At 69.1% G+C, this 24268-nt stretch carries 30 protein-coding genes; 17 read left to right on the forward strand and 13 right to left on the reverse strand.

Annotation, left to right across the window (positions count from 1 at the left end; translation table 11 throughout):
- Position 1: 1 nt before the first annotated feature.
- On the reverse strand, positions 2-613 hold the full coding sequence (locus G9U51_RS02885; protein ID WP_166192889.1) for a histidine phosphatase family protein: 612 nt from the start codon (positions 611-613) through the stop codon (positions 2-4).
- 30 nt (positions 614-643) lie between these two features.
- Between G9U51_RS02885 and G9U51_RS02890 the strand changes: the two genes are divergently transcribed.
- Genes G9U51_RS02890 through G9U51_RS02905 form a run of 4 tightly spaced genes read left to right on the forward strand, consistent with a single transcriptional unit; the run spans position 644 to position 3793 of the window.
- A complete protein-coding gene (locus tag G9U51_RS02890; protein ID WP_166192892.1) occupies positions 644-1069 on the forward strand; it encodes an OsmC family protein in 426 nt (141 codons plus the stop codon).
- A gap of 43 nt (positions 1070-1112) precedes the next feature.
- Positions 1113-2141, forward strand: coding sequence for an aldo/keto reductase (locus G9U51_RS02895; protein WP_166192895.1), 1029 nt, complete (start codon positions 1113-1115; stop codon positions 2139-2141).
- Between the two features lies 1 nt (position 2142).
- Entirely contained in the window at positions 2143-2763 is a 621-nt protein-coding gene (locus tag G9U51_RS02900; protein WP_166192898.1) for an L-threonylcarbamoyladenylate synthase, read from the forward strand.
- 46 nt (positions 2764-2809) lie between these two features.
- Positions 2810-3793, forward strand: coding sequence for a quinone oxidoreductase family protein (locus tag G9U51_RS02905; RefSeq protein WP_166192901.1), 984 nt, complete (start codon positions 2810-2812; stop codon positions 3791-3793).
- A 4-nt stretch (positions 3794-3797) separates the two neighbouring features.
- On the opposite strand, the gene G9U51_RS02910 is transcribed toward G9U51_RS02905, so the two are convergent.
- Entirely contained in the window at positions 3798-4808 is a 1011-nt protein-coding gene (locus G9U51_RS02910; protein ID WP_166192904.1) for an LLM class flavin-dependent oxidoreductase, read from the reverse strand.
- A gap of 67 nt (positions 4809-4875) precedes the next feature.
- Here G9U51_RS02910 and G9U51_RS02915 point away from each other — a divergent pair, with 67 nt between their 5' ends.
- On the forward strand, positions 4876-6237 hold the full coding sequence (locus tag G9U51_RS02915; RefSeq protein ID WP_328823281.1) for an FAD-binding oxidoreductase: 1362 nt from the start codon (positions 4876-4878) through the stop codon (positions 6235-6237).
- Here the strand turns inward: G9U51_RS02915 and G9U51_RS17750 are convergent.
- The 4 genes from G9U51_RS17750 to G9U51_RS02935 form a co-directional block, all read right to left on the reverse strand.
- Positions 6231-7070, reverse strand: a complete 840-nt coding sequence (locus G9U51_RS17750) for a DUF1028 domain-containing protein (RefSeq protein WP_166192910.1) — start codon at positions 7068-7070, stop codon at positions 6231-6233. The two genes, G9U51_RS02915 and G9U51_RS17750, sit on opposite strands and share 7 nt — an antisense overlap.
- Positions 7071-7082: 12 nt before the next feature.
- The gene (locus G9U51_RS02925) at positions 7083-7352 is read right to left on the reverse strand and encodes an acylphosphatase (RefSeq protein ID WP_166192913.1); all 270 of its coding nucleotides are present in this window, start codon (positions 7350-7352) and stop codon (positions 7083-7085) included.
- Between the two features lie 11 nt (positions 7353-7363).
- The gene (locus tag G9U51_RS02930; protein ID WP_166192916.1) at positions 7364-8491 is read right to left on the reverse strand and encodes a methyltransferase domain-containing protein; all 1128 of its coding nucleotides are present in this window, start codon (positions 8489-8491) and stop codon (positions 7364-7366) included.
- Positions 8492-8558: 67 nt separating this feature from the next.
- Complete coding sequence (locus G9U51_RS02935; RefSeq protein ID WP_166192919.1) at positions 8559-9176, reverse strand: LysE family translocator; 618 nt, start codon at positions 9174-9176, stop codon at positions 8559-8561.
- A 115-nt stretch (positions 9177-9291) separates the two neighbouring features.
- Here G9U51_RS02935 and G9U51_RS02940 point away from each other — a divergent pair, with 115 nt between their 5' ends.
- On the forward strand, positions 9292-10302 hold the full coding sequence (locus G9U51_RS02940; RefSeq protein ID WP_166192922.1) for an NAD(P)H-dependent glycerol-3-phosphate dehydrogenase: 1011 nt from the start codon (positions 9292-9294) through the stop codon (positions 10300-10302).
- A gap of 3 nt (positions 10303-10305) precedes the next feature.
- On the opposite strand, the gene G9U51_RS02945 is transcribed toward G9U51_RS02940, so the two are convergent.
- Positions 10306-10962, reverse strand: a complete 657-nt coding sequence (locus tag G9U51_RS02945) for a helix-turn-helix transcriptional regulator (protein WP_166192925.1) — start codon at positions 10960-10962, stop codon at positions 10306-10308.
- Positions 10963-11126: 164 nt separating this feature from the next.
- On the opposite strand from G9U51_RS02945, the gene G9U51_RS02950 reads away from it, so the two are divergent.
- The 4 genes from G9U51_RS02950 (at position 11127) to G9U51_RS02965 (ending at position 14607) form a co-directional block, all read left to right on the forward strand.
- Positions 11127-12107, forward strand: a complete 981-nt coding sequence (locus tag G9U51_RS02950) for a TIGR03557 family F420-dependent LLM class oxidoreductase (RefSeq protein WP_166192928.1) — start codon at positions 11127-11129, stop codon at positions 12105-12107.
- Positions 12104-12766 (forward strand): HAD family hydrolase, encoded by a 663-nt coding sequence (locus tag G9U51_RS02955; RefSeq protein ID WP_166192931.1) that lies wholly within the window; start codon positions 12104-12106, stop codon positions 12764-12766. Before G9U51_RS02950 ends, G9U51_RS02955 begins: the two co-directional genes overlap by 4 nt.
- Before the next feature lie 56 nt (positions 12767-12822).
- Complete coding sequence (locus G9U51_RS02960; protein ID WP_166192934.1) at positions 12823-13527, forward strand: alpha/beta fold hydrolase; 705 nt, start codon at positions 12823-12825, stop codon at positions 13525-13527.
- Positions 13528-13713: 186 nt separating this feature from the next.
- Positions 13714-14607 carry a helix-turn-helix transcriptional regulator gene (locus G9U51_RS02965; protein WP_166192937.1) on the forward strand — a complete coding sequence of 298 codons (894 nt, stop codon included), beginning with the start codon at positions 13714-13716 and terminating at the stop codon, positions 14605-14607.
- Positions 14608-14788: 181 nt separating this feature from the next.
- On the opposite strand, the gene G9U51_RS02970 is transcribed toward G9U51_RS02965, so the two are convergent.
- The 3 genes from G9U51_RS02970 to G9U51_RS02980 form a co-directional block, all read right to left on the reverse strand.
- Positions 14789-15145 carry a VOC family protein gene (locus G9U51_RS02970; protein WP_166192940.1) on the reverse strand — a complete coding sequence of 119 codons (357 nt, stop codon included), beginning with the start codon at positions 15143-15145 and terminating at the stop codon, positions 14789-14791.
- A gap of 126 nt (positions 15146-15271) precedes the next feature.
- The gene (locus G9U51_RS02975; RefSeq protein ID WP_166192943.1) at positions 15272-15814 is read right to left on the reverse strand and encodes a GNAT family N-acetyltransferase; all 543 of its coding nucleotides are present in this window, start codon (positions 15812-15814) and stop codon (positions 15272-15274) included.
- Entirely contained in the window at positions 15811-16308 is a 498-nt protein-coding gene (locus G9U51_RS02980; protein ID WP_166192946.1) for an HIT family protein, read from the reverse strand. The genes G9U51_RS02975 and G9U51_RS02980 overlap by 4 nt, the downstream gene beginning before the upstream one ends.
- 83 nt (positions 16309-16391) lie before the next feature.
- Here G9U51_RS02980 and G9U51_RS02985 point away from each other — a divergent pair, with 83 nt between their 5' ends.
- The 7 genes from G9U51_RS02985 (at position 16392) to G9U51_RS03015 (ending at position 20704) form a co-directional block, all read left to right on the forward strand.
- Positions 16392-17030 (forward strand): hypothetical protein, encoded by a 639-nt coding sequence (locus tag G9U51_RS02985; protein WP_166192949.1) that lies wholly within the window; start codon positions 16392-16394, stop codon positions 17028-17030.
- 129 nt (positions 17031-17159) lie between these two features.
- Positions 17160-17693: a hypothetical protein gene (locus tag G9U51_RS02990; RefSeq protein WP_166192952.1), complete on the forward strand. Its 534-nt coding sequence runs from the start codon at positions 17160-17162 to the stop codon at positions 17691-17693.
- Between the two features lie 466 nt (positions 17694-18159).
- Positions 18160-18396, forward strand: a complete 237-nt coding sequence (locus G9U51_RS02995) for a type II toxin-antitoxin system Phd/YefM family antitoxin (RefSeq protein ID WP_166192955.1) — start codon at positions 18160-18162, stop codon at positions 18394-18396.
- A gap of 11 nt (positions 18397-18407) precedes the next feature.
- On the forward strand, positions 18408-18815 hold the full coding sequence (locus G9U51_RS03000) for a type II toxin-antitoxin system VapC family toxin (protein ID WP_235945429.1): 408 nt from the start codon (positions 18408-18410) through the stop codon (positions 18813-18815).
- A gap of 185 nt (positions 18816-19000) precedes the next feature.
- Positions 19001-19399, forward strand: coding sequence for a hypothetical protein (locus G9U51_RS03005; protein WP_166192962.1), 399 nt, complete (start codon positions 19001-19003; stop codon positions 19397-19399).
- Positions 19400-19415: 16 nt separating this feature from the next.
- On the forward strand, positions 19416-19763 hold the full coding sequence (locus tag G9U51_RS03010; RefSeq protein WP_207947980.1) for a PIN domain-containing protein: 348 nt from the start codon (positions 19416-19418) through the stop codon (positions 19761-19763).
- Positions 19764-19876: 113 nt separating this feature from the next.
- Positions 19877-20704 carry a phosphotransferase family protein gene (locus G9U51_RS03015; RefSeq protein ID WP_166192965.1) on the forward strand — a complete coding sequence of 276 codons (828 nt, stop codon included), beginning with the start codon at positions 19877-19879 and terminating at the stop codon, positions 20702-20704.
- Positions 20705-20912: 208 nt separating this feature from the next.
- On the opposite strand, the gene G9U51_RS03020 is transcribed toward G9U51_RS03015, so the two are convergent.
- The 3 genes from G9U51_RS03020 to hpaD all read right to left on the reverse strand — a co-directional run bounded on the left by G9U51_RS03020 (position 20913) and on the right by hpaD (position 24262).
- Entirely contained in the window at positions 20913-21494 is a 582-nt protein-coding gene (locus G9U51_RS03020; protein ID WP_166192968.1) for a DinB family protein, read from the reverse strand.
- Between the two features lie 292 nt (positions 21495-21786).
- Positions 21787-23172: a chloride channel protein gene (locus G9U51_RS03025; protein WP_207947981.1), complete on the reverse strand. Its 1386-nt coding sequence runs from the start codon at positions 23170-23172 to the stop codon at positions 21787-21789.
- A 22-nt stretch (positions 23173-23194) separates the two neighbouring features.
- On the reverse strand, positions 23195-24262 hold the full coding sequence (hpaD, locus tag G9U51_RS03030; RefSeq protein WP_166192971.1) for a 3,4-dihydroxyphenylacetate 2,3-dioxygenase: 1068 nt from the start codon (positions 24260-24262) through the stop codon (positions 23195-23197).
- Positions 24263-24268: the final 6 nt, after the last annotated feature.

Below are 24268 nucleotides of genomic sequence, written 5' to 3' on the forward strand. Positions count from 1 at the left end.
GTCACTCCCGGGTCTGCCGGTTCCACACCTGCAGCGCCGGCTTGCCGTGGTAGAAGCCGAGCTTGGACACCGCACCCGCGTCGAGCATCAGCTGCGCGCCGAAGCGCGGCTCCTGGCGCAAGAACACCGCGGTGAGGATGCGCAGCAGGTGGCCGTGCGCCACGAGGGCGACATTCCCCTTCTGCAGCAACGGCATCGCCCGCTGCACGACGTGACTGGCGCGGGCGGCCACATCCTCGACGGTCTCGCCGGGCGTCTTGCCGGGCACGACGCCGTTCTTGAAGATCTCCCAGTCCGGGTCGCCGGTCTGCTCGCGGATCTGCGGGGTGGTCAGGCCCTCGTAGCCGCCGTAGTCCCACTCGAGCAGGTCATCGTCCAGCTGTATGCCGGTCAGGCCCGCCAGTTCCGCGGTCCGGCGCGCCCTGATCAGCGGCGAGCTGAAGACGGCCACGAAGGACATCCCCGTCAGCAGATCACCGGCGCGGCGGGCGCCGTCCTCGCCGACCGGCAGCAGGGGCAGGTCGGTCAGGCCGGTGTGTCGTCCCGACTTGGACCATTCGGTCTCGCCGTGGCGGATGAGGACGAGGCTGTTGGTGTTCTCGGCGGCGTTCACGGCTCCCCACGCTAATGGCAGGCTGGACGTATGACGAACTCCGATGCTCACCGCTCCGTGTCGTTGCAGCGCACCGCTGCCGGCAAGTTCCAGGCGATCAACGCGCGTGGCGGCACCCTTGACTTCGGCAGTGGCGGTGACGAGCAGTTCACGCCCGTCGAGTTACTGCTCGCCGCCATCGCCGGCTGTTCGGCGATCGACGTGGACATCTTCACCACCCGCCGGTCCGAGCCGACCCAGTTCGACGTCGTTGCCGAGGGTGACAAGCTCCGCGACGAGCAGGGCAACCACATGGGTCCGATCGATGTGACCTTTACCGTGCGCTTCCCCGAGGGCGAGCAGGGTGACGCGGCCCGCGCGATCCTGCCCAAGTCGGTGCACGACTCCCACGACCGGCTGTGCACGGTCAGCCGCACGGTGCTGCTCCCAACCGACGTCACCATGCACATCGACTGACCTGTTCCACCCGAGAACGACTGAGCGACAAGGAGATTCACCGATGTCGACCGTCCAGCTCGCAGATCTCACCGTCTCGCCCATCGGTTTTGGCTGTATGGCGCTGTCGCATGTCTACGGCGGCACCAGCGATGACGCGGCCCGCGCCACCCTCGACGCCGCAATCGATGCCGGCATCACCTTCCTCGACACCGCCGATGTGTATGGCGAGCCACGGGAGGGCACCACCGGACCGTCCGGCACCAACGAGGAGATGCTCGCGCCGCTGCTGGCCCGCCGCCGCGACGAGGTGCAGCTGGCCACCAAATTCGGCATCCTCGGTGCGCGCTGGGGCAAGGGCGGCACCGATGATTCCAAGGCGACCGACGGGCGGCCGGCATACGTCCGATCCGCGTGCGAGGCGTCGCTGCGCCGGCTCGGCGTGGACACCATCGACCTGTATTACCTGCACCGTCCCGACCCGGACGTGCCGGTTGAGGAGACGGTCGGGGCGATGGCGCAACTGGTGGCCGACGGCAAGGTGCGCCACCTCGGGCTGTCCGAGGTCACCGCCGACGAACTGCGCCGCGCCCACGCCGTGCACCCGATCACCGCGGTGCAGTCCGAGTGGAGCCTGTGGTCGCGTGACGTCGAGCGGTATGTCGTGCCGGCGTGCGCCGAGCTCGGCGTGGGCTTCGTGCCCTACAGCCCGCTCGGGCGCGGTTTCCTCACCGGCACCCTCACCCAGGAGCAAGTCGCCGGCGACTTCCGCGGCGGCACCTCGCGGATGGGCGAAGGCTGGGACGCCAACCAACAGGCCCTCGCCGTGGTGGCCGAGGTCGCGCGGGCCGTGGGTGCGACCAACGCCCAGGTCGCGCTCGCCTGGCTGCTGCATCAGGGCACGGCGCTGGGCGCCAGCACGGTGCCGATCCCCGGGTCGCGCACTGCCGAGCGGATGATCGAAAACCTGGGCGCGGTCGGCATACGGCTGGATGACGAGCAAATGGCGCGCCTCGACACGGTGGCCGGGCTGGTGCAGGGCGACCGCAATATCGTCGACAACCCGGCCTGGATCAGCTCCGGGAGGGAGTGAGATGGCCCGGCTCATCGACGTGCACCCGGTCGACCCGCAGCCGCGGCGGATCGAGCAGGCGCTGCAGATCCTGCGCGACGGCGGGCTGATCGCCTATCCGACCGACTCGTGCTTCGCGCTCGGGGCGATGCTCGGCAATGCCGACGCCAAGGACCGGATCACCCGCATCCGGCAGCTGGACGACAAACACCATTTCACCTTGATCTGCAGCGATTTCGCTCAGCTCGGGCAACTGGTGCAGCTGGACAACGCGGTGTTCCGGGCGGTGAAGGCGGCGACGCCGGGCAGTTACACCTTCGTCCTGCCGGCGACCTCGGAGGTGCCGCGCCGGCTGATGCACCCCAAGAAGCGCACGGTCGGGGTGCGGATCCCGGACCACCCGGTGGTCTCGGCCCTGCTGCGCGGGCTGGGCGAGCCGATGCTCACCTCGACACTGCTGCTGCCCGGTGAGGAGGAGCCGCTGACCGAAGGCTGGGCGGTGAAGGAGCGCCTCGATCACGAGGTGGATGCGGTCATCGACTCGGGGGAGTGCGGGGTGGACCCCACGACGGTCGTCGACTTCTCCGAGGGCTATCCGCAGGTCGTCCGGGTGGGCGCCGGAGAACCATCGCGCTTCACCTGATCGCTGCTCGCTTGGGCCTGCTCCCCGGCGCTCGTAGGGTGGAGCTATGACCCGCTCCCTCATCGTCACCGAGCCCGGCGACCGCGACGTCCTCGCCGTGCAGGACGCTCCCGTGCTGCCACCCGCACCCGGTGAAGTGCAGGTGCAGGTGGCCGCGGTCGGCGTCAATTTCATCGACGTCTACAAGCGGCAGGGCATCTATCCGCAGGACACGCCGTTCGTGCTGGGCGAGGAAGCGGCCGGCACCGTCGTCGGCGTCGGCCGCGATGTCCAGGACTTCGCCGAGGGCGACCGCGTCGCCTGGGCACAATCGGCAGGCAGCGCGGCCGCACTCGTCAACGTCCCGGCCGAGCGCGCGGTGCGGGTGCCCGACGGCGTCGACCTGGACACCGCGGCCGCGGTGATGCTCCAGGGGATGACCGCGCACTATCTGGTCACCTCGACCTGGCCGATCGAGCCGGGTCAGATCGCGCTCGTGCACGCCGCGGCGGGAGGTGTCGGGCAGCTGCTGGTGCAGCTGATCACCGCGCGCGGTGCCAGCGTGGTGGCCACCGCGGGCACCGACGAGAAGCTGCAGATCGCCAAGGATCTCGGCGCCGCCCACGTCATCAACTACCGGCAATATGACGGCCGCCCCGACGAACTCGCCGCCACCGTGCGGGCCCTCGCCGGCCGCGGTGTCGATGTCGCGTATGACGGGGTCGGCAAGGCGACCTTCGAGGCATCGCTGAAGTCGCTGCGTCCGCGCGGGCTGCTCGCCCTCTTCGGGGGCGCGAGCGGGCAGGTGCCGCCCTTCGACCTGCAGCTGCTCAACAAATACGGATCGCTCTTCATCACCCGGCCGACCCTGGCGCACTACCTCGGTGACCGGGCCGAGCTCGAGTGGCGAGCGCGCGAGATCCTCGACGCCGTCGCCGATGGCTCGCTCAAGGTCGACATCGGCGCACGCTTCCCGCTCGAGCAGGCCGCCGACGCCTATGCCGCTCTGGAGGGCCGCCGGACCACCGGCAAGGTGTTGCTCACGCTCTGAACGGTCAGCGTCCGGTCAAGCCCCAGGCGCGCGCGAGGGCGGCATACGACGCCTGACGCACCTTTGGCTCGAAGGTGTAGGTCGCCACAATCACCTCGTCCAGGCCGTGCCGCTCGACGAATCCGGTGAGCCCCTCGGTCACCTCCTCGGCGGTGCCGACGAAGGTCGCCGGGCCGTCCGGCCGGCCGGCGAGGTCGAGGGCTTCGGTTGGTATGACGTCCTCGATCCGGTCCGCGGGCGGGTCCAGCGGAGCGAGTTGCCCGGTGCGGATGCGCACCCGCATCAGCTGGCTGGTGGTGAACTCACGCACCGCCTCCTCGTGCGTGTCCGCGATGAGCACATTGGCACCGGCCATCACGGTCGGCCGCTCGACCTGCGCGGTTGGAGCGTCGGCGCGAAAAGCGCTGCGGTACAACGCGATTGCCTGCTCCATCTGCTGCGGCGCGAAATGCGAAGCGAAGGAGAAGGGCAGTCCGAGCGCCGCTGCGACCTGGGCACCGCCGGTGGACGAGCCGAGCATCCACATCGGCACGTCGGTGCCCTCGCCGGGCACGGCACGCACCCCGCTGGCATGTCCTTCGCCGAGGTAGTGCTGCAGATCGAGCACGTCGCGGGCGAAGGTGTCGAGTTCACCGTGGTTGCGCCGCAGCGCTGCGGCCGTCATCGGGTCGGTGCCGGGAGCCCGACCCAGGCCCAGGTCGAAGCGGTCGCCATACATCGTGGCGAGGGTGCCGTAGTACTCAGCGACCATGAGCGGCGCGTGATTGGGCAGCATGACGCCGCCACTGCCGAGCCGGATGCCGGTTGTGCGGGTGGCGAGGTCACCCAGCACGAGCGAGGTGGCCGAGGCCATGAAGGTGTCGCTGCCGTGGTGCTCGGCCACCCAATACCGTTGGTAACCAAGGGAATCCGCCAACTTTGCCAACTCGCGAGAAGCGACGAACGCATCGGTGCGGGACATGCCTTGGGAGACGGGGACGAGGTCGAGCACGGACAGCGGCACGCGGGAGGTCATGCAAGGGACAACCGCGCCTCGGGTGCGGGTGTTCCCAGGGCGCAGGCGGATATGTGACGCTGAGCCGGTGGACATCCTGGACGAGTTGCGAGACCTCATCGGTGCCGACCAGGTGAGCACCGCGCCGGAGCGGCTCGAGGCCTACCGCTACGACCTGAGCCGCGACCCCGCCGCGCAGACACCGCTCGCCGTGGTCCGGCCGGTCACCGCCGAGCAGGTGCAGCAGACGATGAAATGGGCTGCGGCACAACGCATTCCGGTGATTCCGCGCGGCGCGGGCACCAGCCTCTCCGGTGGGGCGAGCGCTCAGCAGGGCAGCATCGTCCTCGCACTCGACCGGATGACCGGCATCGCGATCGACCCCGACACCAGGACCGCCGTGGTCGAGCCGGGAGCGTTGAACATCGCGGTGAAGCAGGCGGCGGCCGAGCACGGGCTGTGGTATCCGCCCGATCCGTCCTCGGTCGAGATCAGCTCGATCGGCGGCAATGTCGCGACCAACGCCGGGGGACTGTGCTGCGTGAAATACGGGGTCACCCGTGATTACGTGCTCGGCCTCGATGTGGTGCTGGCGGACGGCCGGCTGGCGCGCCTCGGCGGCCCTCGGCTGAAGGATGTCGCCGGACTGTCCCTGCTGCAGCTCTTCGTCGGCAGCGAAGGAACGCTCGGCGTCGTCACCCGGATCGTGCTGCGACTGGTGCCCGAGCTGCCACCGCCCGCGACCCTGGTGGCGCTCTTCGCCACCCCTGACGAGGCCGCCGCCGCGGTCGTCGAGACCTGCAGCGCGGTGCGCCCCTCGATGGTCGAGCTGATGGACAACGCGTCGATCAACGCGGTCGAGGACTTCCAGTCAATGGGTCTGGACCGGGCCGCGGGTGCGCTGCTGCTGATCCAGACCGACGCGCCGGGCGCGGCTCGTGAGCTGGAGCTCGAGGTGGCCCAGCGAGCCTGCGAAAAGCACGGCGCCACAGCGGTTTTCAGCACCGATGACCCGGAGGAGGCGCAGATGTTCGTCGCCGCACGACGGGCGATCTTCCCGGCGCTGGACCGCCTCGGGCCGCTCATGCTCGAGGACGTCGGAGTGCCGCTGCCCGCGCTGCCAGCCCTCGTGCGCGGCATCGGTGCGATCGCGCAGCGCCATCGACTGCGGATCCCGGTGGTCGCGCACGCCGGTGACGGCAACACCCATCCGATCATCGTGCTCGACCCTGCCGATCCCGACTGTCGTGATCGGGCGGCCCTGGCGTATGACGAGATCATGCGGCTCGCGCTGTCCTTGGACGGCACGATCACCGGCGAGCATGGCATTGGCCGGATCAAGCGGCCGTGGCTGGCCGAACAGCTCGGCCCGGACGTGATGGACCTGCACGCCAGGATCAAGAACGCGCTCGACCCGGACGGACTGCTCAACCCGGGCGCGGGCTACTGACCAGCGTCTCTGGTTCCGGTGCCTCGCAGTTGCTGCAGCACCCGGGCGTCGATCCCGTCGGTCGTCCACCGGGTCTCGAGATTGACCTCGCCCATCCAGTCGGCCAGGTCGGTGTCGAGCTTGCCCGAGTCAAACCCGTTGCGGCGCAACAGGTCTACCACTTCGTCGCGTAGCTCTCCGGTGAGCGGCTGCACGTCCTCGGGTCCACCGAAGTAGAGCTCCTGCTGGTCGAGCAGTCGGGCCAGCTCGGTCGGAGCCTGCGGGTGGTCGTCGACGCGCAGGTCGGCGAGCACGCCGCTGTGGTCATAACCGGCATCGGGAGCCACGGCATATACGGCTGCCGACTGCCGGCCCCGCTTGTCACCGCCCGCGGCGTCCCCGGCGAGGAGCGCGGCGATCATCCGGCGGGGCAGCGGCTGGCCGGCGTTGTCGTGCCAGGCGCGTTCCATCTCGGCGACGACCTCGGGCCCGGTGAGGATGTTGCCCTGGATCGCGAACGCGCCGGTGGCGTCACGCCCGGTGACGCCACCACACCACGGCATACAGTCCGTGCCGGTGAAACTGGCCTGATCGCTCGGCCCGACGACACCGACCTGGCGGACCTCGCGTTCGGGGTCGGCGTCGGTGGCGTGCGCGAGAGCACCCGCCGCGCTGGAGCCGCTTGCCATCGCCTCGAGCACGTCGGGGATATAGGACACCTTGGCGTAGGACTGGGTGGCGACCGCGCCGACGCCGATGTGGGCGCCCGGCACCACCGACCCGACCGCGAGGAACTTGCTGGCGACTGCGACGCCATAGGCGGTCCCATCGGTCGCGACGATCGAGAAGGTCACGGTGAATCTCCTTCAGCCCGTAGTGAATTCGCTGTCGCCGCGCACCTGTGCGGGCGTGGCCTGCACATCCTCGACCGAGGCGGATGGTGAACCGGTGCGGCACCAGGCGACGAGGTCCTCGACGGCCTGCTGGTCACCTTCGAAATGCCCGCTCACCGACCCGTCGGACTCGTTGGCCACTTGCCCGGTCACGCCGAGCCGGCGCGCTTCTTGCGCGCAGTAGTAGCGGAAGCTGACACCCTGGACCTGCCCAGTGACCCGGATGTCGACGGCGATCGTCATACCGCCCGACCCTACGCGGCGCGGGCGAGCCGGATCAGGACTTCGGCGTGCGTGGTTTGCGGGAACATGTCGATCAGCCGCGCGGCATTCACCCGCCAGGACGGCAGCGCCCGCAGGTCGCGCGCGAGGGTGCCCGGATGGCAACTGGAGTAGATCAGCGTGCGCGCGTCGCTCGCCTCGATGGCTGCCGCCAGGTCGGCGCCGATGCCGCGCCTGGGTGGGTTCACGATCACGGTCTCCGCATCGATCGCCAGCTCCGCGTCTGCATCGGCCGTCTCAAAACGTATGTCGCCCAACGGTTTTGCGTTCTCCCGCACCGACCGCTCAGCGCACCGGACCGCGTCGGCCGACACCTCCAGGCCGCGCACCGCGCGCACCCCGTCGGCGGCGTGCATCGCGAAACCACCCACACCGCAGTAGAGGTCGAGCACCGAGCTCGGGCGGTCGTCGTCGATCCACGAGGCCGCCTGTCGGTAGAGCAGCGCAGCCATTTCGGTGTTGGTCTGGAAGAAGCTGCGCGGCCCGAGGTGCAGGACGACGTCGTTGACCGGCATCGGCAGCGTCAGCTGGTCGGTGAGCACTGCCTCGTCCGGCCCCTCCAGGACGGCCTTGTGCTCCGGCTGGAGGTTCGCGGTCACCACGCGCAGCCCCGGCACTGCAGCAAGCAGATCGGGCAGCCCGTCCTCGAGGCGGCGCAGCTGACCAGGGGAGCGCAGCACGAAGCGCACCATGAGTTCGCCGGCGGGGGAGTGGGTGACGATCAGGTGCTTGAGCTCACCGGTCCGCCGGGGGATGTCGTATGGCGTGAGTCCGGTCTCGGCGACGAACTGCGCTAGCGCCGGCAGCGCCATCGACAGCCCGGGCTCGTAGAGGCCGCAACCGGTCAGGTCGACGCCCCGGAAGTCACCGTCGAGGATGCCCAGCGTGGGCGCACCGCGCCGGCCGCCGACGACCAGCTTCGCCTTGTTGCGGAAGCCCGATTCGCGGCCGTGGCCGACCGGGAGCCACACATCCGCGGGCACCAGGTCGCCGAGCGCTCCTGCGGTGATCTGCTCCAGCCGAGCGAGCTGGTCGGCATACCCGACATTCATCCAGGTGCACGATCGGCAGGCGCCGCGGTCGTAGTAGTCGCACTGCATGACCGCACCAGTGTGACCGACCGACCTGACCGCTGCGTGAGCGCCCCGGGGCACCCGGGGACGGGAGTTAGTCGTCGCCGGCAAGCACCGCGGCGAAGCCGAGCATGACCACGCCGGTGCCGCCCTCGATGGTGCGCTGGGCGCGACGGCCCTGCAGCACCGTGCGGGCCCGGGACGCGCCGGCGACCACCGCGAGCAGCACGACCAGACCGACCAGGGTGAGGGTGAGTGCGTAGGCGAGCAGCCCCGCCATACCGGTGTCGGCGCCGGCGAACTGGGGCAGCACAGCCAGATTGAACGCCAGCACCTTGGGGTTGGTGATATTGCACAAGAAGCCCTGGCGGAAGCTGCGCCAGGGGCTGCGCGGGGCGAGCCCGGTGGCCTCCCAGTTCATCCCGTGACCGCGGACGGCCGCGCGCAGCGCGAGGAAACCGAGGTAGGTCAGATAGGCGACGCCGGCCCAGCGGATGGCTTGGAAGACCGGCTCGGCGCGGGCGATGATCGCGCCGAGCCCCAGCGCGGCCAGCACTCCCTGGGTCGCGCCCGCCGAGCAGATGCCGAAGGTCGTCCACAGCCCGCGGCCACGCCCGCCCATCACCGTGTTGCGCAGGGTGAGGAAGGTGTCGGGTCCGGGTGCGATGGCGACCACGGCGGCGAAGAGCACGAAGCTGAGGTACTGGCTCACCGCGTCAGTATGTGGCGGTCGGTCCGGACGCGTCGATGCCGTTCCGCGAAGCGGCCACCTAGCGGCTCCCCGGGCCCTAGAGTCGGCGCACCAGCGGCGAGGACGAGGAGCGCGGATGCGGCAACCGAAGGTGACGGTCCTGGGTGGCGGTTCGTGGGGCACGGCGGTGGCGTCGGTTGCCACGCGCAACACCGAGACCCTGTTGTGGGCCCGGGACGCCGACACGGTCACCGAGCTCAACGAGCGGCATACCAACTCCCGCTATCTCGATGACCTGCCGCTGCACCCGCGGCTGCGCGCCACCGCCGATCTGCAGGAGGCGGTCGAGACCGCCGACGTGCTCGTGCTCGGCGTGCCCTCGCACGCTTGCCGCGCGGTGCTGACCGAGGCGGCCGACCACCTGCGCCCGTGGGTGCCGATCGTGTCGCTGGTCAAGGGCCTGGAGCAGGGGACGCGGTCACGGATCACCGATGTGGTGAGCGAGGTGCTGCCCGGTCACCCCGTCGGCGTGCTCAACGGGCCGAATATCGCCCGCGAGATCGTGCAGGGGTATGCCGCTGCCGCCACCTTGGCGATGCCCGACCACCATTTGGCGCAATCGCTGCAACGGCTGCTGAGCTCCAAGCTCTACCGGGTCTACACCTCGACCGATGTCACCGGCGTCGAGGTCGCGGGCGCCTTGAAGAATGTGTTTGCGATCGCCACCGGTTTCGGCGACGGGCTCGAGGCGGGCGACAACACCCGCGCGATGGTCATTACCCGGTCGCTGCGCGAGCTGTCCCGGCTCGGCGTCGCGATGGGCGGCCAGGAGCGCACCTTCTCCGGCCTGTCCGGGATGGGCGATCTGATCGCGACCTGCACCAGCCCGCACAGCCGCAACCGGCGGGTCGGTGTGCGGCTCGCGCAGGGCCGGACGCTGGAGGAGATCGCCGCGGAGCTCAAGCAGGTCGCCGAGGGCGTGAAGTCGTCATCGGTGGTGATGGAGCTGGCCGATCACCACGGTGTCGATATGCGCATCGCGCACGAGGTCGATGCGGTGATCAATCACGGGCAGCCGGTGGAGCACACCTACCGGGGCTTGCTACGCGAGGCGCCGTCACATGAGTTCCACGGCGACGCCTGGTGAGGCCTATTTGACCGCGACGTGCCCGGAGGACTGGGTGAAGCCGTGCTGCACCGCCCAGAGCACCGCCTGGCTGCGCGACGCGACGCCCATCGTGCGGTAGGCGGTGCGGATGTAGCTCTTCACCGTGTTGATGCTCAGGTAGAGCCGCCGGGTGATCTCGTCATTCGACAGACCCTGGCTGATCAGCGCGATGACGTCAGCCTCGCGCTCAGTGAGGCCCTCGGCGCGGCCCGGCCAGTCCCGACCCACGTTGGCACCGCCGGATGCGGTGATGCCGGCCGCCGGCCGGACGATCTCACCGGCAGCGATCCGTTCGATCGCGCGCACCAACTCCTTGGGCTCCAGCGATTTGGGCAGCACTCCGCGCACGCCGACGGTGATCGCGTCGTGCACGTAGGTGGTCGGCACGTTCCAGGCATAGACCGCCACGGCGCCGACCAACGGGTTTTCCAGCAGCGTCTGCAGCTCCGGCGCGGACGGGCTGGCGGTGGAGAAGGTGTCGAATAACGCCACGTCCACCGGTTCTTCGACCGGTTCGGAGGCTGCGACCTCAACGATGCGCACGTGGTCGCGATAGGGCTCGAGCATGGCGCGCACACCGTGAACGATCACTTCGTAGTCGTTCACGATCGCCACGCGGGGACGCAGGTCGGTCGGCATACCTAGACGGTAAACCCCCACACCGACATCTGCCGCCTCAGACCTGCCCGATATGGACGCTTGGCCAGGCGATTCCACCCTTTCGAGGCGAGTTTGCACCAGCACCGATGCGGCAACGTGGGAGTGCCAACCCCATCCACCTCACTCAGGGAGGCGTAGCACGGATGCCCGCTTTCGGTTACACGCTGATGACCGAGCAGACCGGTCCACGCGCACTGGTGGCCGACGCGGCCCACGCCGAGAGCGTCGGCTTCGACTTCGAGGTGATGAGCGATCACTTCTCGCCATGGCTCACCTCGCAGGGTCACGCGCCCTATGCGTGGAGCGTGCTCGGTGCCGTTGCCCAGGCGACCGAGAAGGTCGAGCTGATGACCTATGTCACCTGCCCGACCCAGCGGTACCACCCGGCGGTCGTGGCGCAGAAGGCCGCGACCATGGCGCTGCTCTCCGAGGATCGCTTCGTGCTCGGTCTGGGCAGCGGCGAGAGCCTCAACGAGCACACGGTCGGCCCCTGGCCCTCGGTCGCGGTGCGCCAGGACAAGCTGGCCGAGGCGATCGAGATCATCCGCGCACTGCACACCGGTGAGCTCATCGACCACCACGGCACGCACTTCGAGGTGAACTCCGCGCGCATCTGGGACCTGCCCGACCAGCCGGTGCCGATTGCGGTGGCCGTCGGTGGCGACCGCGCGATCGAACGCTTCGCCCCGCTGGCGGACCATCTCGTCGCGGTCGAACCGTCCGCCGAGCTCGTCAAGACGTGGAACGCGACGTCCGGGGCTCCCGGCATACCGCAGAAGGCTCGGGCGATCGGCCAGATCCCGATCTGCTGGGGCCCCGACGAGGCGGAGGCCAAGAAGCGCGCGCACGACCAGTTCCGTTGGTTCGCAGGGGGATTCGGGGTCAACGCGGACATCCCGACGCCGGCCGGTTTCGCCGCGGCAACGGCCTATGTCACCGAGGACGATGTCGCTGACGCCATGCCCTGCGGCCCGGATCTCGACCGCATCGTGGAGGCCGTGTCCGCCTACTGGGAGGCCGGCTTCACCGATATCGCCCTGGTGCAGATCGGCGGCGAGGACCAGCAGCGCTTCCTCGACGAGGCGGCCGCGCCGCTGCTGAAGAAGCTGCGGGCTGCGTCATGAGCCGTGATGTGGTCGTCCTCGATGTCGACGGCACCCTCGTCGACTCGACCTACCTGCACGCGATCGCCTGGGCGCGCGCGTTCGCGGCATACGACCTGGCGGCGCCGACCTGGCGGGTCCACCGCGCGATCGGGATGGGCGGGGACCGGTTGGTGGCAGAGGTGCTGGGCGAGGACGCCGAGCGCGCCCACGGCGATGACCTGCGCGAACGCTGGCGGCAGGAATACGAGCCGCTGCGCGGTGAGGCCCGGCCGTTCGACGGCGCGGAGCGGCTGATTCGGCAACTGCGCAACGGGGGCTTCCTCGTCGCGCTGGCGTCCTCGGGGGAGCGGGAGTTCGTCGATGAGGCCGTCGAGCGTCTGGGCGTCGCGGACGCTCTGGAGGCGGTCGTGTCCTCCGATGACGCCGAGGAGTCCAAGCCCGAGCCGGACGTGCTGGAGGCCGCGCTGCGCGCCAGCCGCGCCGAGCGCGCCGTGATGGTCGGGGACTCGGTGTATGACGTCGATGCCGCCTCGCGTGCCGGGCTGCGCTGCATCACCTTCCGCACCGGTGGGTTCGGTGAGGCGGAGCTCTACAAGGCCGGCGCGGCGACCGTCGTCGACGGGCCGCGTGAGGCGATCGGCCTGGACTGGCTGTCGTTCCTCGGGTACTGCCGCTGACGTCGGCGCGATGAAGCGGAGGGTGTCCGTCCGGAATCGCTTCTAGCGTCCCGGTCATGGACATCGTGCTCATCCCCGGTCTCTGGCTCAACGCGTCGTGCTGGGACGAGGTGACCCCGCGGCTCGAGGCGGCCGGCCATCGCGTGCGCGCCCTCACCCTGCCCGGGATGGAGTCGACGGGCGCTGATCGCTCGGGCGTCGGCCTGCAGCACTGGATCGACGCGGTGGTTGCGGCCATCGACGACGCTGCGGACCCCGTGCTGCTCGTGGGACATTCGGCCGGTTGCGGGCTCGCCCATGCCGCGCTCGACGCCCGGCCCGAGCGCGTCGTCCGGGTGATGCATATCGGGGGCTTCCCGGCAGGCGATGGCGAGGCCTTGCTCGGTGGGTTACCCGCCGTTAACGGCGAGGTGCGTATGCCGGACTGGGTCGAGATGGGCGAGGAAGCCAACGTGCGCGATATGGACGCTGCACAACGAAAGTCGTTGTATGACAACGCGATACCCGTGCCGGTGGCGGCGATCACCACGCCGGTGAGACTGCGCGACGGGCGCCGGTTCGCGGTGCCCATGACTCTGGTGTGCCCCGAATACACCACCGAGGACGCCAAGGAGTGGGCGACCGAGGACGACGGGCCCGGGCCGGAGCTGCGCCGCACGGTCGCCGTCGACTACGTCGACATCGGTGGTGGGCACTGGCCGCAGTTGACCCAGCCGGAGCGGTTGGCGCAGGTGATCCTCGGCGGCGTGCCGCGCGGGTAGGTGCGGTCGCGAGCGGGGCTTTCACCCTGCGGGCTCTCGGCATACGGACTGATGTAGCGATCCGTCGGCAGGTTGTCGGCAATTTCGCTGGTAGACGTTGCGAGCAGTGGGGTCTCGGCGGTTGGTTTGGGCACGCGCAACGGCGTCCCAGGGGGGTAGGGCGCGCCCCCTTGCCATACTCGTCCTATGGCAAGGGGGCGCGTCCTGTTGCGGCAGGCTCGAGCCGCCGCCGGTCTCACTCAGCAGACGCTGGCGGCGCGGTCCGGCGTGAGCGCACGCACCATCGGTGCGCTGGAGCGTGGCACGATCACCAGCCCGCACCCTGGGACGCTGCAAGCACTGATCGACGTGCTCGGACCCTTCACCCCGCTCGCGGATGCGCTCCGCGAGGCCTTCGGTGACGACGCGCCAGCGAGTTATGACGAGTTCGCCAGCGTGGAGCGAGGTCTGCTCAGCGGCGGGTCGATCGACGACCTGGTCGCCTCGGTGGTTGACCCGGCGCGGCATCGCTGGCGCGAGCTTGCCGCCACCCACCGGGTGACCGTCGGCGAGGACGGCCGGATCCTTCGCGCCTTCAGCCACCGCGTGCTGCAGGCCAAGACTCCGACCGCGCGGATCACCAGCCTGCTGAAGGCTGGCGACGACGCGACACCTGTAGCGCTCAGCCGGTTGGTTGATTGGCACGGGTGCGAGCCCCTGCAGCGGCTGGATCTGCGCGACCATAACGCGGCGTTGTTCACCTTCCGGGTGTCCGACAGTCGCGCGGGCTCGACGGTCTCGGTGTCCTACGAATTCGCCGAAGCGCCGGAGGATCTGCTCGCGGACCCGCAGCTGGCCGCGTTGGCCGCCGGCCGACCGTTGTCCGACGGCATCGTCCGGTCCACCAGTTCGCCGGACAGCACGCTGGTCGTCGACGTGCAGTTCCTGCGTCCGCCGAAGGCGGTGTGGGAGCTCAGCTACACCGCCGGTGACCACGACGCCGCCCGCGGGCGCCTCATCACTCCGGACCGTGACGGCATCGTGCAGATGGTGCGTTCCGGCGGACCGGCGGGTGGGATCGGCTTCGACTGGGAGTGGTGACCGCTCGGTCGATGTGTGCGCCCGTGGGTGCGTGTCCGCAGTTTCGCGTCAGCGTTGGTGCGTCGATGCGGACGCTGCGGTGGCCTGGGGTCGTTGTGTCCGCAGTTTCGCTGCACCGTTGGTGCGTGGACGCGGACGCTGTGATGGCCCGGGCGCTACCCGATATGCAGCTGAGCCGAATTCAGTTGAGGCACAAGCAGAACGGGTGACCGGCGGGGTCGAGGAAAACCCGGAATGTTTCACCCGGCTGGTGCTCGGCCTTCGTTGCGCCAAGCTCGAGCACCGCCTGTTCGCCGCTGTCGAGGTCGTCGACGACGACGTCGATGTGCATCTGCTGCGGTCGGTCCTGACCCGGCCAGGCGGGCGCCTGGTAGTTCTCGACTCGTTGAAACTCCAGCGAGTCGCCGTAGTCGGCGCGGATGGAGGACCAGTCCTCCTTGTGCTCAACTTTCCAGTCCAGCAAGGCGCCGTAGAACTCGGCGAGCACCTTCGGGTCAGGGCAGTCCAGGACGACGGTGGGGAAGCGCGCGATAGCCATGTCGCCACGTTAGCCCTGGATGTGGACGATCCCCGTCCCATGTTGTCGGTGGTTGAGCGCCGTCCTGAGCGAGCGCAGCGAGTCGAAGGGCAAGGCGGCGAGGGACGAGCCGCCGCGTCGAAACCCTTACCCGTCAATCGTCGAGAAAACCAGGGCGTCGGCGGTCTGACCGCCAACAGTAAGGAAGTTGCGCAACCGACCCTCCAACTCGAACCCGGCACCCAGCAGGGTGTGCCGGGACGCCAGGTTGTCCGGAGCCACCCACGCCTCGATCCGGCGTACACCCCAGGACGCGAACGCCCACGGCACGATCAGTCGCAGCGCGCTCGCCGCGGCGCCGCGGCGGCGGTCACTCGGAATCACCCAATACCCCACTCCCGCAACGTTTTCCTGGGGCCGACGGCCAAGCCACAGATGGCCGATAGCGCGGTCGTCGGTCAGGTCCGCGATCGCCAGCGCCAGACCTTGACCGGTTCGCGCGCGAGAGATCTGTCGCGCGACGAAGTCACGACCGGCGTCCGGAGTGAAGACCGCGGGCACCGTCGTGCCGAGCGGAATCTGCGGATCGGTCGATGCCAGCCGGACACACTCCAGGTCGGTCGGCCGCCACGCGCGCAGCCCGAACCGGCCGTCCTGCAGCGGCGGATCGGGGTACGCCAGGTCCGTCATACTGCGGCCAGTCGGCGCAGTTCGTCGACCACTTCCGTCGCGAACTCGGTGTCGCCGCGCCGGGCGCCGGGCCAGCGGTCCACCTCGCTCCACGACACGGATTCCGGCGTTCCCGGCCAGCGGGGGAGAAGCATCACGTGCAGGTGAGGAAACGCGTGGCCGACGCGGACGACATACACATGTTCGGCGCCGGCACGTTCGAGGGCGAGTGACCACCGGGCGAGCGCCTGACCCACGCTCGCCGCCTCGCTCATGGTCAGATCGGCGAAGCCGGCCGCGTGGCGCCGGGGCACGACGAACAGGTGACCGGCATACACGTCGGTGGCTGGGGCGACGACCGGGCAGTGGAATACGACCACCGTGTTGCATTGCTCGAGGAAGCCGCCCGGCACGGGCTGCGCCCCGGTGACCTCGGCGCAGACGAGGCAGACGTCGTTCATGCCGCTTGATTGGAGCAGGGCGCGGCGCGCACGGCAACCGGGAATCTGTGGCACTCCGGCGGTTCGACCACGTTGGCGGGCGAGGACGGGGTAAGACTGGGAGCGTCGCTGACCGACAGCGCGCGAGGGGAAGCCGGATGAGTCGATCAGAGCGGGATGCACCACGGCTCGACCTGGACGCGCTGCCGCGCGCTGTGCGGCGCGCGATCGAGGCGGCGGTGGCGGGCCTGCCGGTGACCGTCGTGAGCGGCGGCTGCGAACTCGGCACGCTCGCATTCCGCCCGAGTGTGCTCTCCGGTGTCGTCATCCCGGCCGCCCACGAGCCTGAGCCGGAGACGGTGCCGCGCGAGGGCGTCACGGTCGTGGCCACCGCAATGCAGCTGTCGGACTCGGCCCGCCGTCGCCTCGCCGACGAATTCGGCAGCGACTATGTCGTCCTCGATCTGCAGGAGGCGCCGCGCAGCACCGACGTGCTGCTCATCAGTCCGGTGAGCCCACAACTGCTCGGCACCTTGCGCGCGCAGTTCCCGGACGCCCGCGTCATCATCACCGAGATCGAGGACGAGGAACTCGGCGTGCGGTATGGCGGCCCCGTCAGTCGTCTGCTCGACGCCGGGGCATCGGCCTACGTGCCACCGCGGTCGATCAGCGCTATCGCGTCCACGGTGCACAACTACCTGGAGACGTCCAACGCGCCCGCCCTGACCGCGCCGCAACGCACGACAGCGGCACTGCCGAGGGGCATGCGCGACGACGGGTTCGCTCGGGATGGATGAGCGAACCCCGTGGAGGTCTTGTTGACCATCTGACATTCGGGGGAACCGGCGAGCCCATCGGACTCTCTATGGTGACGACCGCACCACCCGTCGCATCAGGGGCGCCAGTCCCCGAAGGAGCAACCGCAGATGAGCAGCCGAGCCGAATTCATCGCCGCCGTGCAGGCAGCGGCGCAGAACACGCCGTATGTCGTGCGCGAGACTCCGGAGGGATTCGACCTCACCATCGATGTGGCCGACGCGCGGTGGGCAACCTTGGTCAGCGTGCAGAAGCTCAAGAAGGTCTTCACCTATGAGGTGAAACTCGATGAGCCGCAACAGAAAATGGTCATCACTGACGTCTCCAACGAGGTCACCGGCGGTGCTGGTGGCACCGTTCCGCAATTGCGGATGGAAAAGAAGGTCACCCGCGGCCGGATCTACGAAAAGTCCTTCCACAAGGAGTTCGGGGTTGACCTCGACTCGGGCAAGGTCGGCGAGGTGGTCGGCTATTCGTTCGACTCGTCCACCGGCCGCGCCATCATCCGCGACGTCGCGAAGGCGCAGGGCTGGTCGGAAAAGATGCCTGCCGAACAGAAGGGCGCCTTGATCGTCGCCATCGTCACCGCCGTGCTCCTGGTCATCGTCTTCGGCGGCTTGGGCATCTGGGCCCTATTGCACTGACCGCCAAGTTCACACCGGTCGCGGGTCAGGGTCGGGGCCGGGAGGTTCGGTGAGCGGGCCGGGCTCGATCGGCGGTTGCGGGACCCCGGCCCAGGGGCTGGTTCCTGCGGCACGCCCGGCCCCGGAGGCGGCACACCCGGCTCGCCCGGTCCGGGTGCCGGCTCACCGGGGATCGGCAGGGGAGGGTCGGGCGCGGGAAAGGTCGCGGCCGGCATACCTTCCTCGGTTGCCAGCGACTCTTGGTCGAGGTCGTAGTCGTCGAGATCGTGGGTGGCGCTCATGTCTCCACCGTGCGCTCTTCTACCGCCGAGGTGAAGCCCCTGCGCGGGTGGATCGGGAGACCCTGTCGCGTATGCCGCAATCGCGCGGCTGCCGCTGTCTCATTCCCAAGGACGACGGGTCGGATAGCGAGACGGCGCCGACCAAGCCCGACTCGATTCTGTCTCACCGGTGACACACTTGGGGGATGGACAGGGTGAGCGTTCGGGAGCTTCGCAATCACGGCGGCGAGGTGCTGGACCGTGTTGTCCGCGGTGAAACGCTCGCGGTGACGCGCGACGACGTCGAGGTCGCGCAGTTGAGTCCGCGTTCTCGGCGCAGCCCGCGTCCCGCCGAACTGATAGCCCGGCGACGCACGCTTCCGCCCGTTGATCCGGACCTCCTGCGCAAAGACCTCGATTCGGTGATCGATTCCTCGTTATGACCACTCGGGGAATGCTGGACACCGCGACGGTGATCTTGCTGGGGCGGGTCAATGATCCGGGTGAACTGCCAGATGAATGCATCGTGAGTGCTGTCACTCTCGCAGAGCTCTCGGTTGGGCCCCTGGTCGCCGACGACGAACGCGAGCGCGTGGCTCGGCAGGCTCACCTGCAGCAGGCGGAAGCGGACTTCGACATGGTGCCGTTCGGTGCGGATGCGGCGCGCGCTTTCGGAGGAGTGGCGGCGGCCCTGCGGGCCCGCGGGCGCAGGACATCAGCGCGCGCGTATGACGCCCTCATCGCCGCCACGGCCATCGCTCACGGTGTGCCGCTCTACACCTGCAATCCGCAAGACTTCGAGGGCATCGGCGCCTTGGAGATTCACGTCGTCACGCACCCGGACCGCGCGGTTGACGGTTGACTGAGGAAAAAGCGTCTCGAGGCTTTGACGCGACCGGTGCCCGCTCAGCTGAATCCGACGGTGATCCCTGACGGGTCCATTGATAGCGATTCGGCATCAACCCCGCCAGAGCCCTAGCCATCCCACGAACGGCGGATCACGATCACGTCATGGGGTTGGGGCGGATCGTTGCGATGGGAGCGTGCATGATCACGCTGTCAGGATGCGCGCAGTCCCCGGACTCGGTGGCGTGCCCGGCGTCGTTGGCGGAGTCACCGGTGGGCGTCACCTTCAACGATTTCGCCGACGGCTCCACGGTGACGGTTGAAGTGTGCGCCCAACAGACCTGCCAGAGGAGCGCGGCGGTCGGCACCGACCCCTCGACGTGGGTCGATCTGCACCTCACTCGATTGTCGACTTCGCTCCATCCGGTCAAGGGTGCGAAGGCGATTTCGGTCACTGTTCGCGACCTGAGCAACAAGGTTGTCGCACAAGCTGATTCGGTTGCCGTGCACTCAACCGTGGTCGAGTTGGCCCAGTGCAGAGAGGTCAACTTCTGGGCAGCGCTGGCGATCTCACCCGGCCGCGTGCGAGCGTCCTCGTAACCAAAGGACCACAACCGTGCCGGTCGTCGAGCAATTCGTCACAGCGCTCACGATTGCTGAGATCGAGCGGGGAGTGGTGCAGAAGGAACGCTCCGATCGTCGGCAGGGTCAGCTCTTGCGGGCGTGCTGCCGTTCGACCTGGCGGCAGCGCGGTCATTGGCTAGGTTTCGAGTGCCCGAGCATGGCCCCGCTCGATGACGCGCTCATCGGCGCCATCGCCAAGGCACGCGGCATGACGGTCGTGACTCGGAAAGGCAGCGGTGATGAACAAATACCTCGGCATCTTGATGTTCAAGCTCCGACCGCTGGCCCAGCGAAATCCATTGTCGCCCAACGATTCCGGCCACTAGCGTCACGTCCGTGACGGACGCGGACTGGCGGGAGAGCGGGTTCACCTCACGGCGGCCCAGTGACGACACGCTTCGATGGGTCGAGGCGTCGATAGGTCGAAGCAGTCGGGTCGTCGCTCATCGCCGGATGACCGGTGGCGTCTCCTCGGCGGTGCATCGGCTGACGGTCGCGCGGCACGGGGCCCGCACCTTCGTCATACTCCGGCAGTATCCGGGTGGACTCGGCCTGCGGGCGGCGCTCGAGCGAGAGATCGCGACGCTCGACCTGGTGCAGGGGAGTGGCCTGCCGGTTCCCCGCGTGCTGGCCGCGGACGTGAACGGCGCGGCGACGGGCGGAGCGCCGGCCCTGCTGATGACGCGGCTGTCGGGTCACGTGGACCTCGACCCGGCCGACCCGCAGACCTGGTTGACGCGTATGGCGGAGCTCGCTGCGCGCGTGCATTCTGTCGACCTGCCTGCGAGCAGATTCCGCCCGTGGGCCGATTCGTGGATCAGGCCGCGGGCCGCCCTGCGGGTGCCGACGGGCGCGCGGGATCCCGCCGTGTGGACGGCGGCGTTCGAGGTCATGGGGGAGTCGCCACCGGAGGACGAAGCCGTCTTCGTGCACGGCGACTTCTTGCCGGTGAACCTGCTGTGGTCGCGGAGGAGGATCACCGGCTTGATTGACTGGAACGGGGTTCATCGCGGGTCACGCGCCATCGACGTCGGCCACTGCCGGCGTTACCTTGCCACCCTCGACGCGCCGGAGACTGCGGAAGCGTTTCGGTCGCTTTACGAGTCGATCGCTGGGGTGCGCGTCGATCCGTGGTGGGACCTCTACACGCTGCTGCACTACAACGACGAGCAGGCGAAATGGCTCACTCGTCAGGTCGCCGGACGTCGACCCGTCGACGAGGGCGGTATGACGGCCCGCGTGGAGACCGTGATCGAGTCGACCCTTCGCCGACTCGGCTGACTCTGGAGTCGGCGCGCCGAGCGGAACGGGCCGGGCGCACGGCATACGGTCGACGGGTGGCCGATCTGACCGAACCCTGTCCCGCCTGCGGCACGCTCATGCGCTGGGAGACCTCCCACGAACGGTGCGACGGCTGCGGATACATCCGGCCCTGTTGTGAGGGCGCGCCGTGTCCGGTCCCGTCGCCACCCGCGCGGTGAGCTGACGGTCAGTCGCGGAACATCTCGGCGAGCTCGGTCAGCTTCGCCACGTAGGCCGGCCAGTCGTACCCATCCGGGACGTTGTCGCCGGGCCCTCGCCAGCCGGCGCTGCCGTCGACTTGCTCGCGCAGGATGTCGGCCTGGCCGTTGTGCTGTGACAGGTCGTTGAAGTTGTGGACCAGGATCAACTCCAGCGTGACCTGCTCGCTGCCCCAGTGCCGGACGTGGCCGACCGCATCGAGATCGAGTTGCTCGACGGTCTGCTCACAGTGCGTGATCACTCGGCGGTAGAGGTCGATGATGCCGGCCACGGTCTCGTCGGCGGTGGCGTACCAGTCCGCCTGCGGGTCGGCGTCATACGCGTCGTCCGCGACGAGTTCCTCAGGGTGGGGGAACGGGCGGCCGAAGGTCGCGCCGAGGTAGATCGCCTCCACGTTGAGGACGTGCTTGATGATCCCGATCAGGTTGGTTCCGGTCGGCGTCCGCGGTCTGCGGGCCTCGTACTCCGACAGGTCCTCGACCTTGGAGATCAGGGCCTCGCGGCGCTCCCGGTAGTAGCGCTGCCAGACGGCCTTCTGTTCGGTGGTCATGGTCCGACTCTAGAGAGGTGCGCCACCCAGCACCCGGCGTCAGTTGCGGCTGCGGCTCGGATACCTGATGCGCTACCAAGCAGGCTGTAGGGCGACCACCATGGTCTCTATGGCTACGACCACGACCATCACGGTCACGCCGGAGGCGCGCCCCGAACGATCGACCGACAACGAATCACCAAGCGCGCCGGACAGGTCGATGAAGGCACGCTGCGCGAGCTGCGGTCCTGGCTCATCGACTTCTTGGATCTCACCCCCTGGCCTTGAAGCCGCGCACCCTATGTCGGCCGGGTCAGGACTCGATCGAGCTTGCGAGCCGGGCCGAATAGATGGAGTAGCCGTCGAGCCGGTGACTGACGGCGGTGGCGATCATGGTCGCCGCGATAAGGGGCACGACGACAGCTGTGCCGACCGCCGTGAGTTCGAGCACAAGGGCGACCCCGGCCAGCGGGGCCTGCATGCCCGCTCCGATCATCGCCGCGGCGGCCACCAGCACGTATGCCGCGATCGGCGTGCCCGGCCAGATGAGATCCCACAGCCTTCCGCTCACCAGCCCGAACGCGGCACCGGTCGCCAGCACTGGCGTGAACAGTCCACCCGGCGCGCCGCTGCCGAGGCACAGGACCGTCACGAGCGGTTTGAGCATGAGCAGGGCGACGAACACTTCAAGGGTGCCGTTGTCGCCTAGGGCCGCGACCATGATGTCCGAACCGTTGCCGTAGAGGAGGGGGTAGCTCAGGCCAAGCAGGGCGAGTATGCCGAAGGCCACCGACGGCAACACCAGGACCCACCGGCCACCCGGTGCATGATGCGAGACGATGCCGATGAGGCGCACATAGGCCGTCGCGCATAATCCGATCACCGGCCCGATCACGATGGCGAAGACCACCAGTCCGGCGGTCGTCGTGACCTGCGGAACCTGGAGATAGACCGGCTGATTCGGCAGCACCAGCCAGGCCGTCGCCGTAGCAGTCGCGCTGCAGGCGAGCGCCGGGAGCACGATCGGAAGGTTGATCGCGCCCACCAACACCTCCGCGGTAAACAGCGCGGCCCCGAACGGCACGTTGTAGACAGACGCGAACCCCGCACCTGCGCCGCACGCGACGAGCAGCCGCACCTGGGGCGGCGTGAAATGCAGTCGTTCGGCGACGACGTGGCCGGCGACGGCGCCCATGAGTTTGGGCGCCGCCTCGCGGCCGAGCGAGGCGCCGAGCCCGACCACGGCCTCGGAGAGCACCGACGTGCCCAGGCTGCGCCGCACCGACAGCCGGCCACGCCCGGTCCACAGCAGGTCATCGACGTCGGTGCGTTTGCCCGCGGCGAAACGCCCCAGGCCCCACCCGCCGAGCCCGGCGATCACCCCGGCTACCAGCAGCGGCCACGCCCTGCCCCAGGGGGAAGCGGCCCGCACCGCCGCAGCGAAGCCGCTGAGGTCTGCAGCGCCGTAGGCGATCCGGGAAACAGCACGCAGCAACTCCATCAACGCCGCGCCGAACAGACCGGCAGCCACACCGGTCACCACGATCGCGACCCAGAACCCCGGGGTCAGCGCCGCGGCCCCGTCACCGGTGACATTGGGCTGACTGGTCGACGCGCGCCCGGACGACATACGCCGCTTGAGCAACGGCGGCGGCACGCGCTCGCGCTCCGACGGGCCGGCGCTGGCTTGCCACCTCACCGGGATCGAGCTCCCGGACGAGTCACAATTGCGAGCCGATCTTGGTCTCCTGATCGGTGGCGGTGTCGACGGTGAAGCCGTCGGCTCCCACCACCACTCGCTCTTCGCGTGGCTCCTCCCGGATGTCGAGCGGGCGCGGTATGCCGTCGAGGTCGAGGACGCTGCTTGCCTCTGAATACCACCGTGGCACAACGGGATTCGCCCACCAGTCGCGGCGACGCTCGTCGGTGACATCCCAGGTGATCCTCGGGTTGTCGGGATCGCCGGTGTAGTAGTCGTGGGTGTAGATCTCGACGCGGTGCCCGTCGGGGTCTCGCAGGTAGAGGTAGAACGCATTGGAGACGCCGTGCCGCCCCGGTCCTCGCTCGATCGCCGAGGTCTGGCTGAGCGCACCGAGCCGGTCGCACAGTGCCAGGACGTGATGGGACTCGTAGGTCGAGAACGCCAGGTGATGCATCCGCGGCCCGTCCCCACCGGTGAGCGCGGTGTCGTGCACGGTCTGCTTGCGGCCCAACCACGCGGCATAGGTCACCCCGTCGCCGTCGCGGATGTCCTCGGTGATGCGGAAGCCGAGTGCGGCGAGGAAGTCACAGCCCTCCTGCACCCGCGGGGTGACCAGGTTGATGTGGTCCAGCCGGGCGAGCGGCGTCGCGCAATGCAGGTCGTAACGCCAGGTGAGACGGTCGACATGGTCGGTCTGGTAGAAGAATTCGTCGGTGAAGCCGAGCGGGTCCTCCACCCGGACCGCGTCGCCGATGCCGTCGACGAAGCCGTCGCGGGCGCGTTTGACCCGGCATCCCAGCGCGGCGAAGAAGGCCTCGGCGCGGTCGACGTCCTCGGGGGTGCGCACGCGGTAACCGAAGGCGGCGGCGCCCGGCTGCGGGCCCTGTCGCAGCACCACGTTGTGATGGATGAACTCCTCGAAGGTCCGCAGGTAGATCGCGTCCTCGGTCTCCTTGGTCACGATCAGCCCGAGCAGGTCGACATAGAACGCGCGAGCGCGCGCGAGGTCGGCCACCACCAGGTCGACATAGGCCGACCGCACGATGTCCGGCGGCGGGACGGAGAGGGTGTGGGGGCTTGGGGACATGACGTG

The organism is Metallococcus carri (assembly GCF_011440275.1).
GTDB classification, from domain to species: Bacteria; Actinomycetota; Actinomycetes; order Actinomycetales; family Dermatophilaceae; genus Metallococcus; species Metallococcus carri.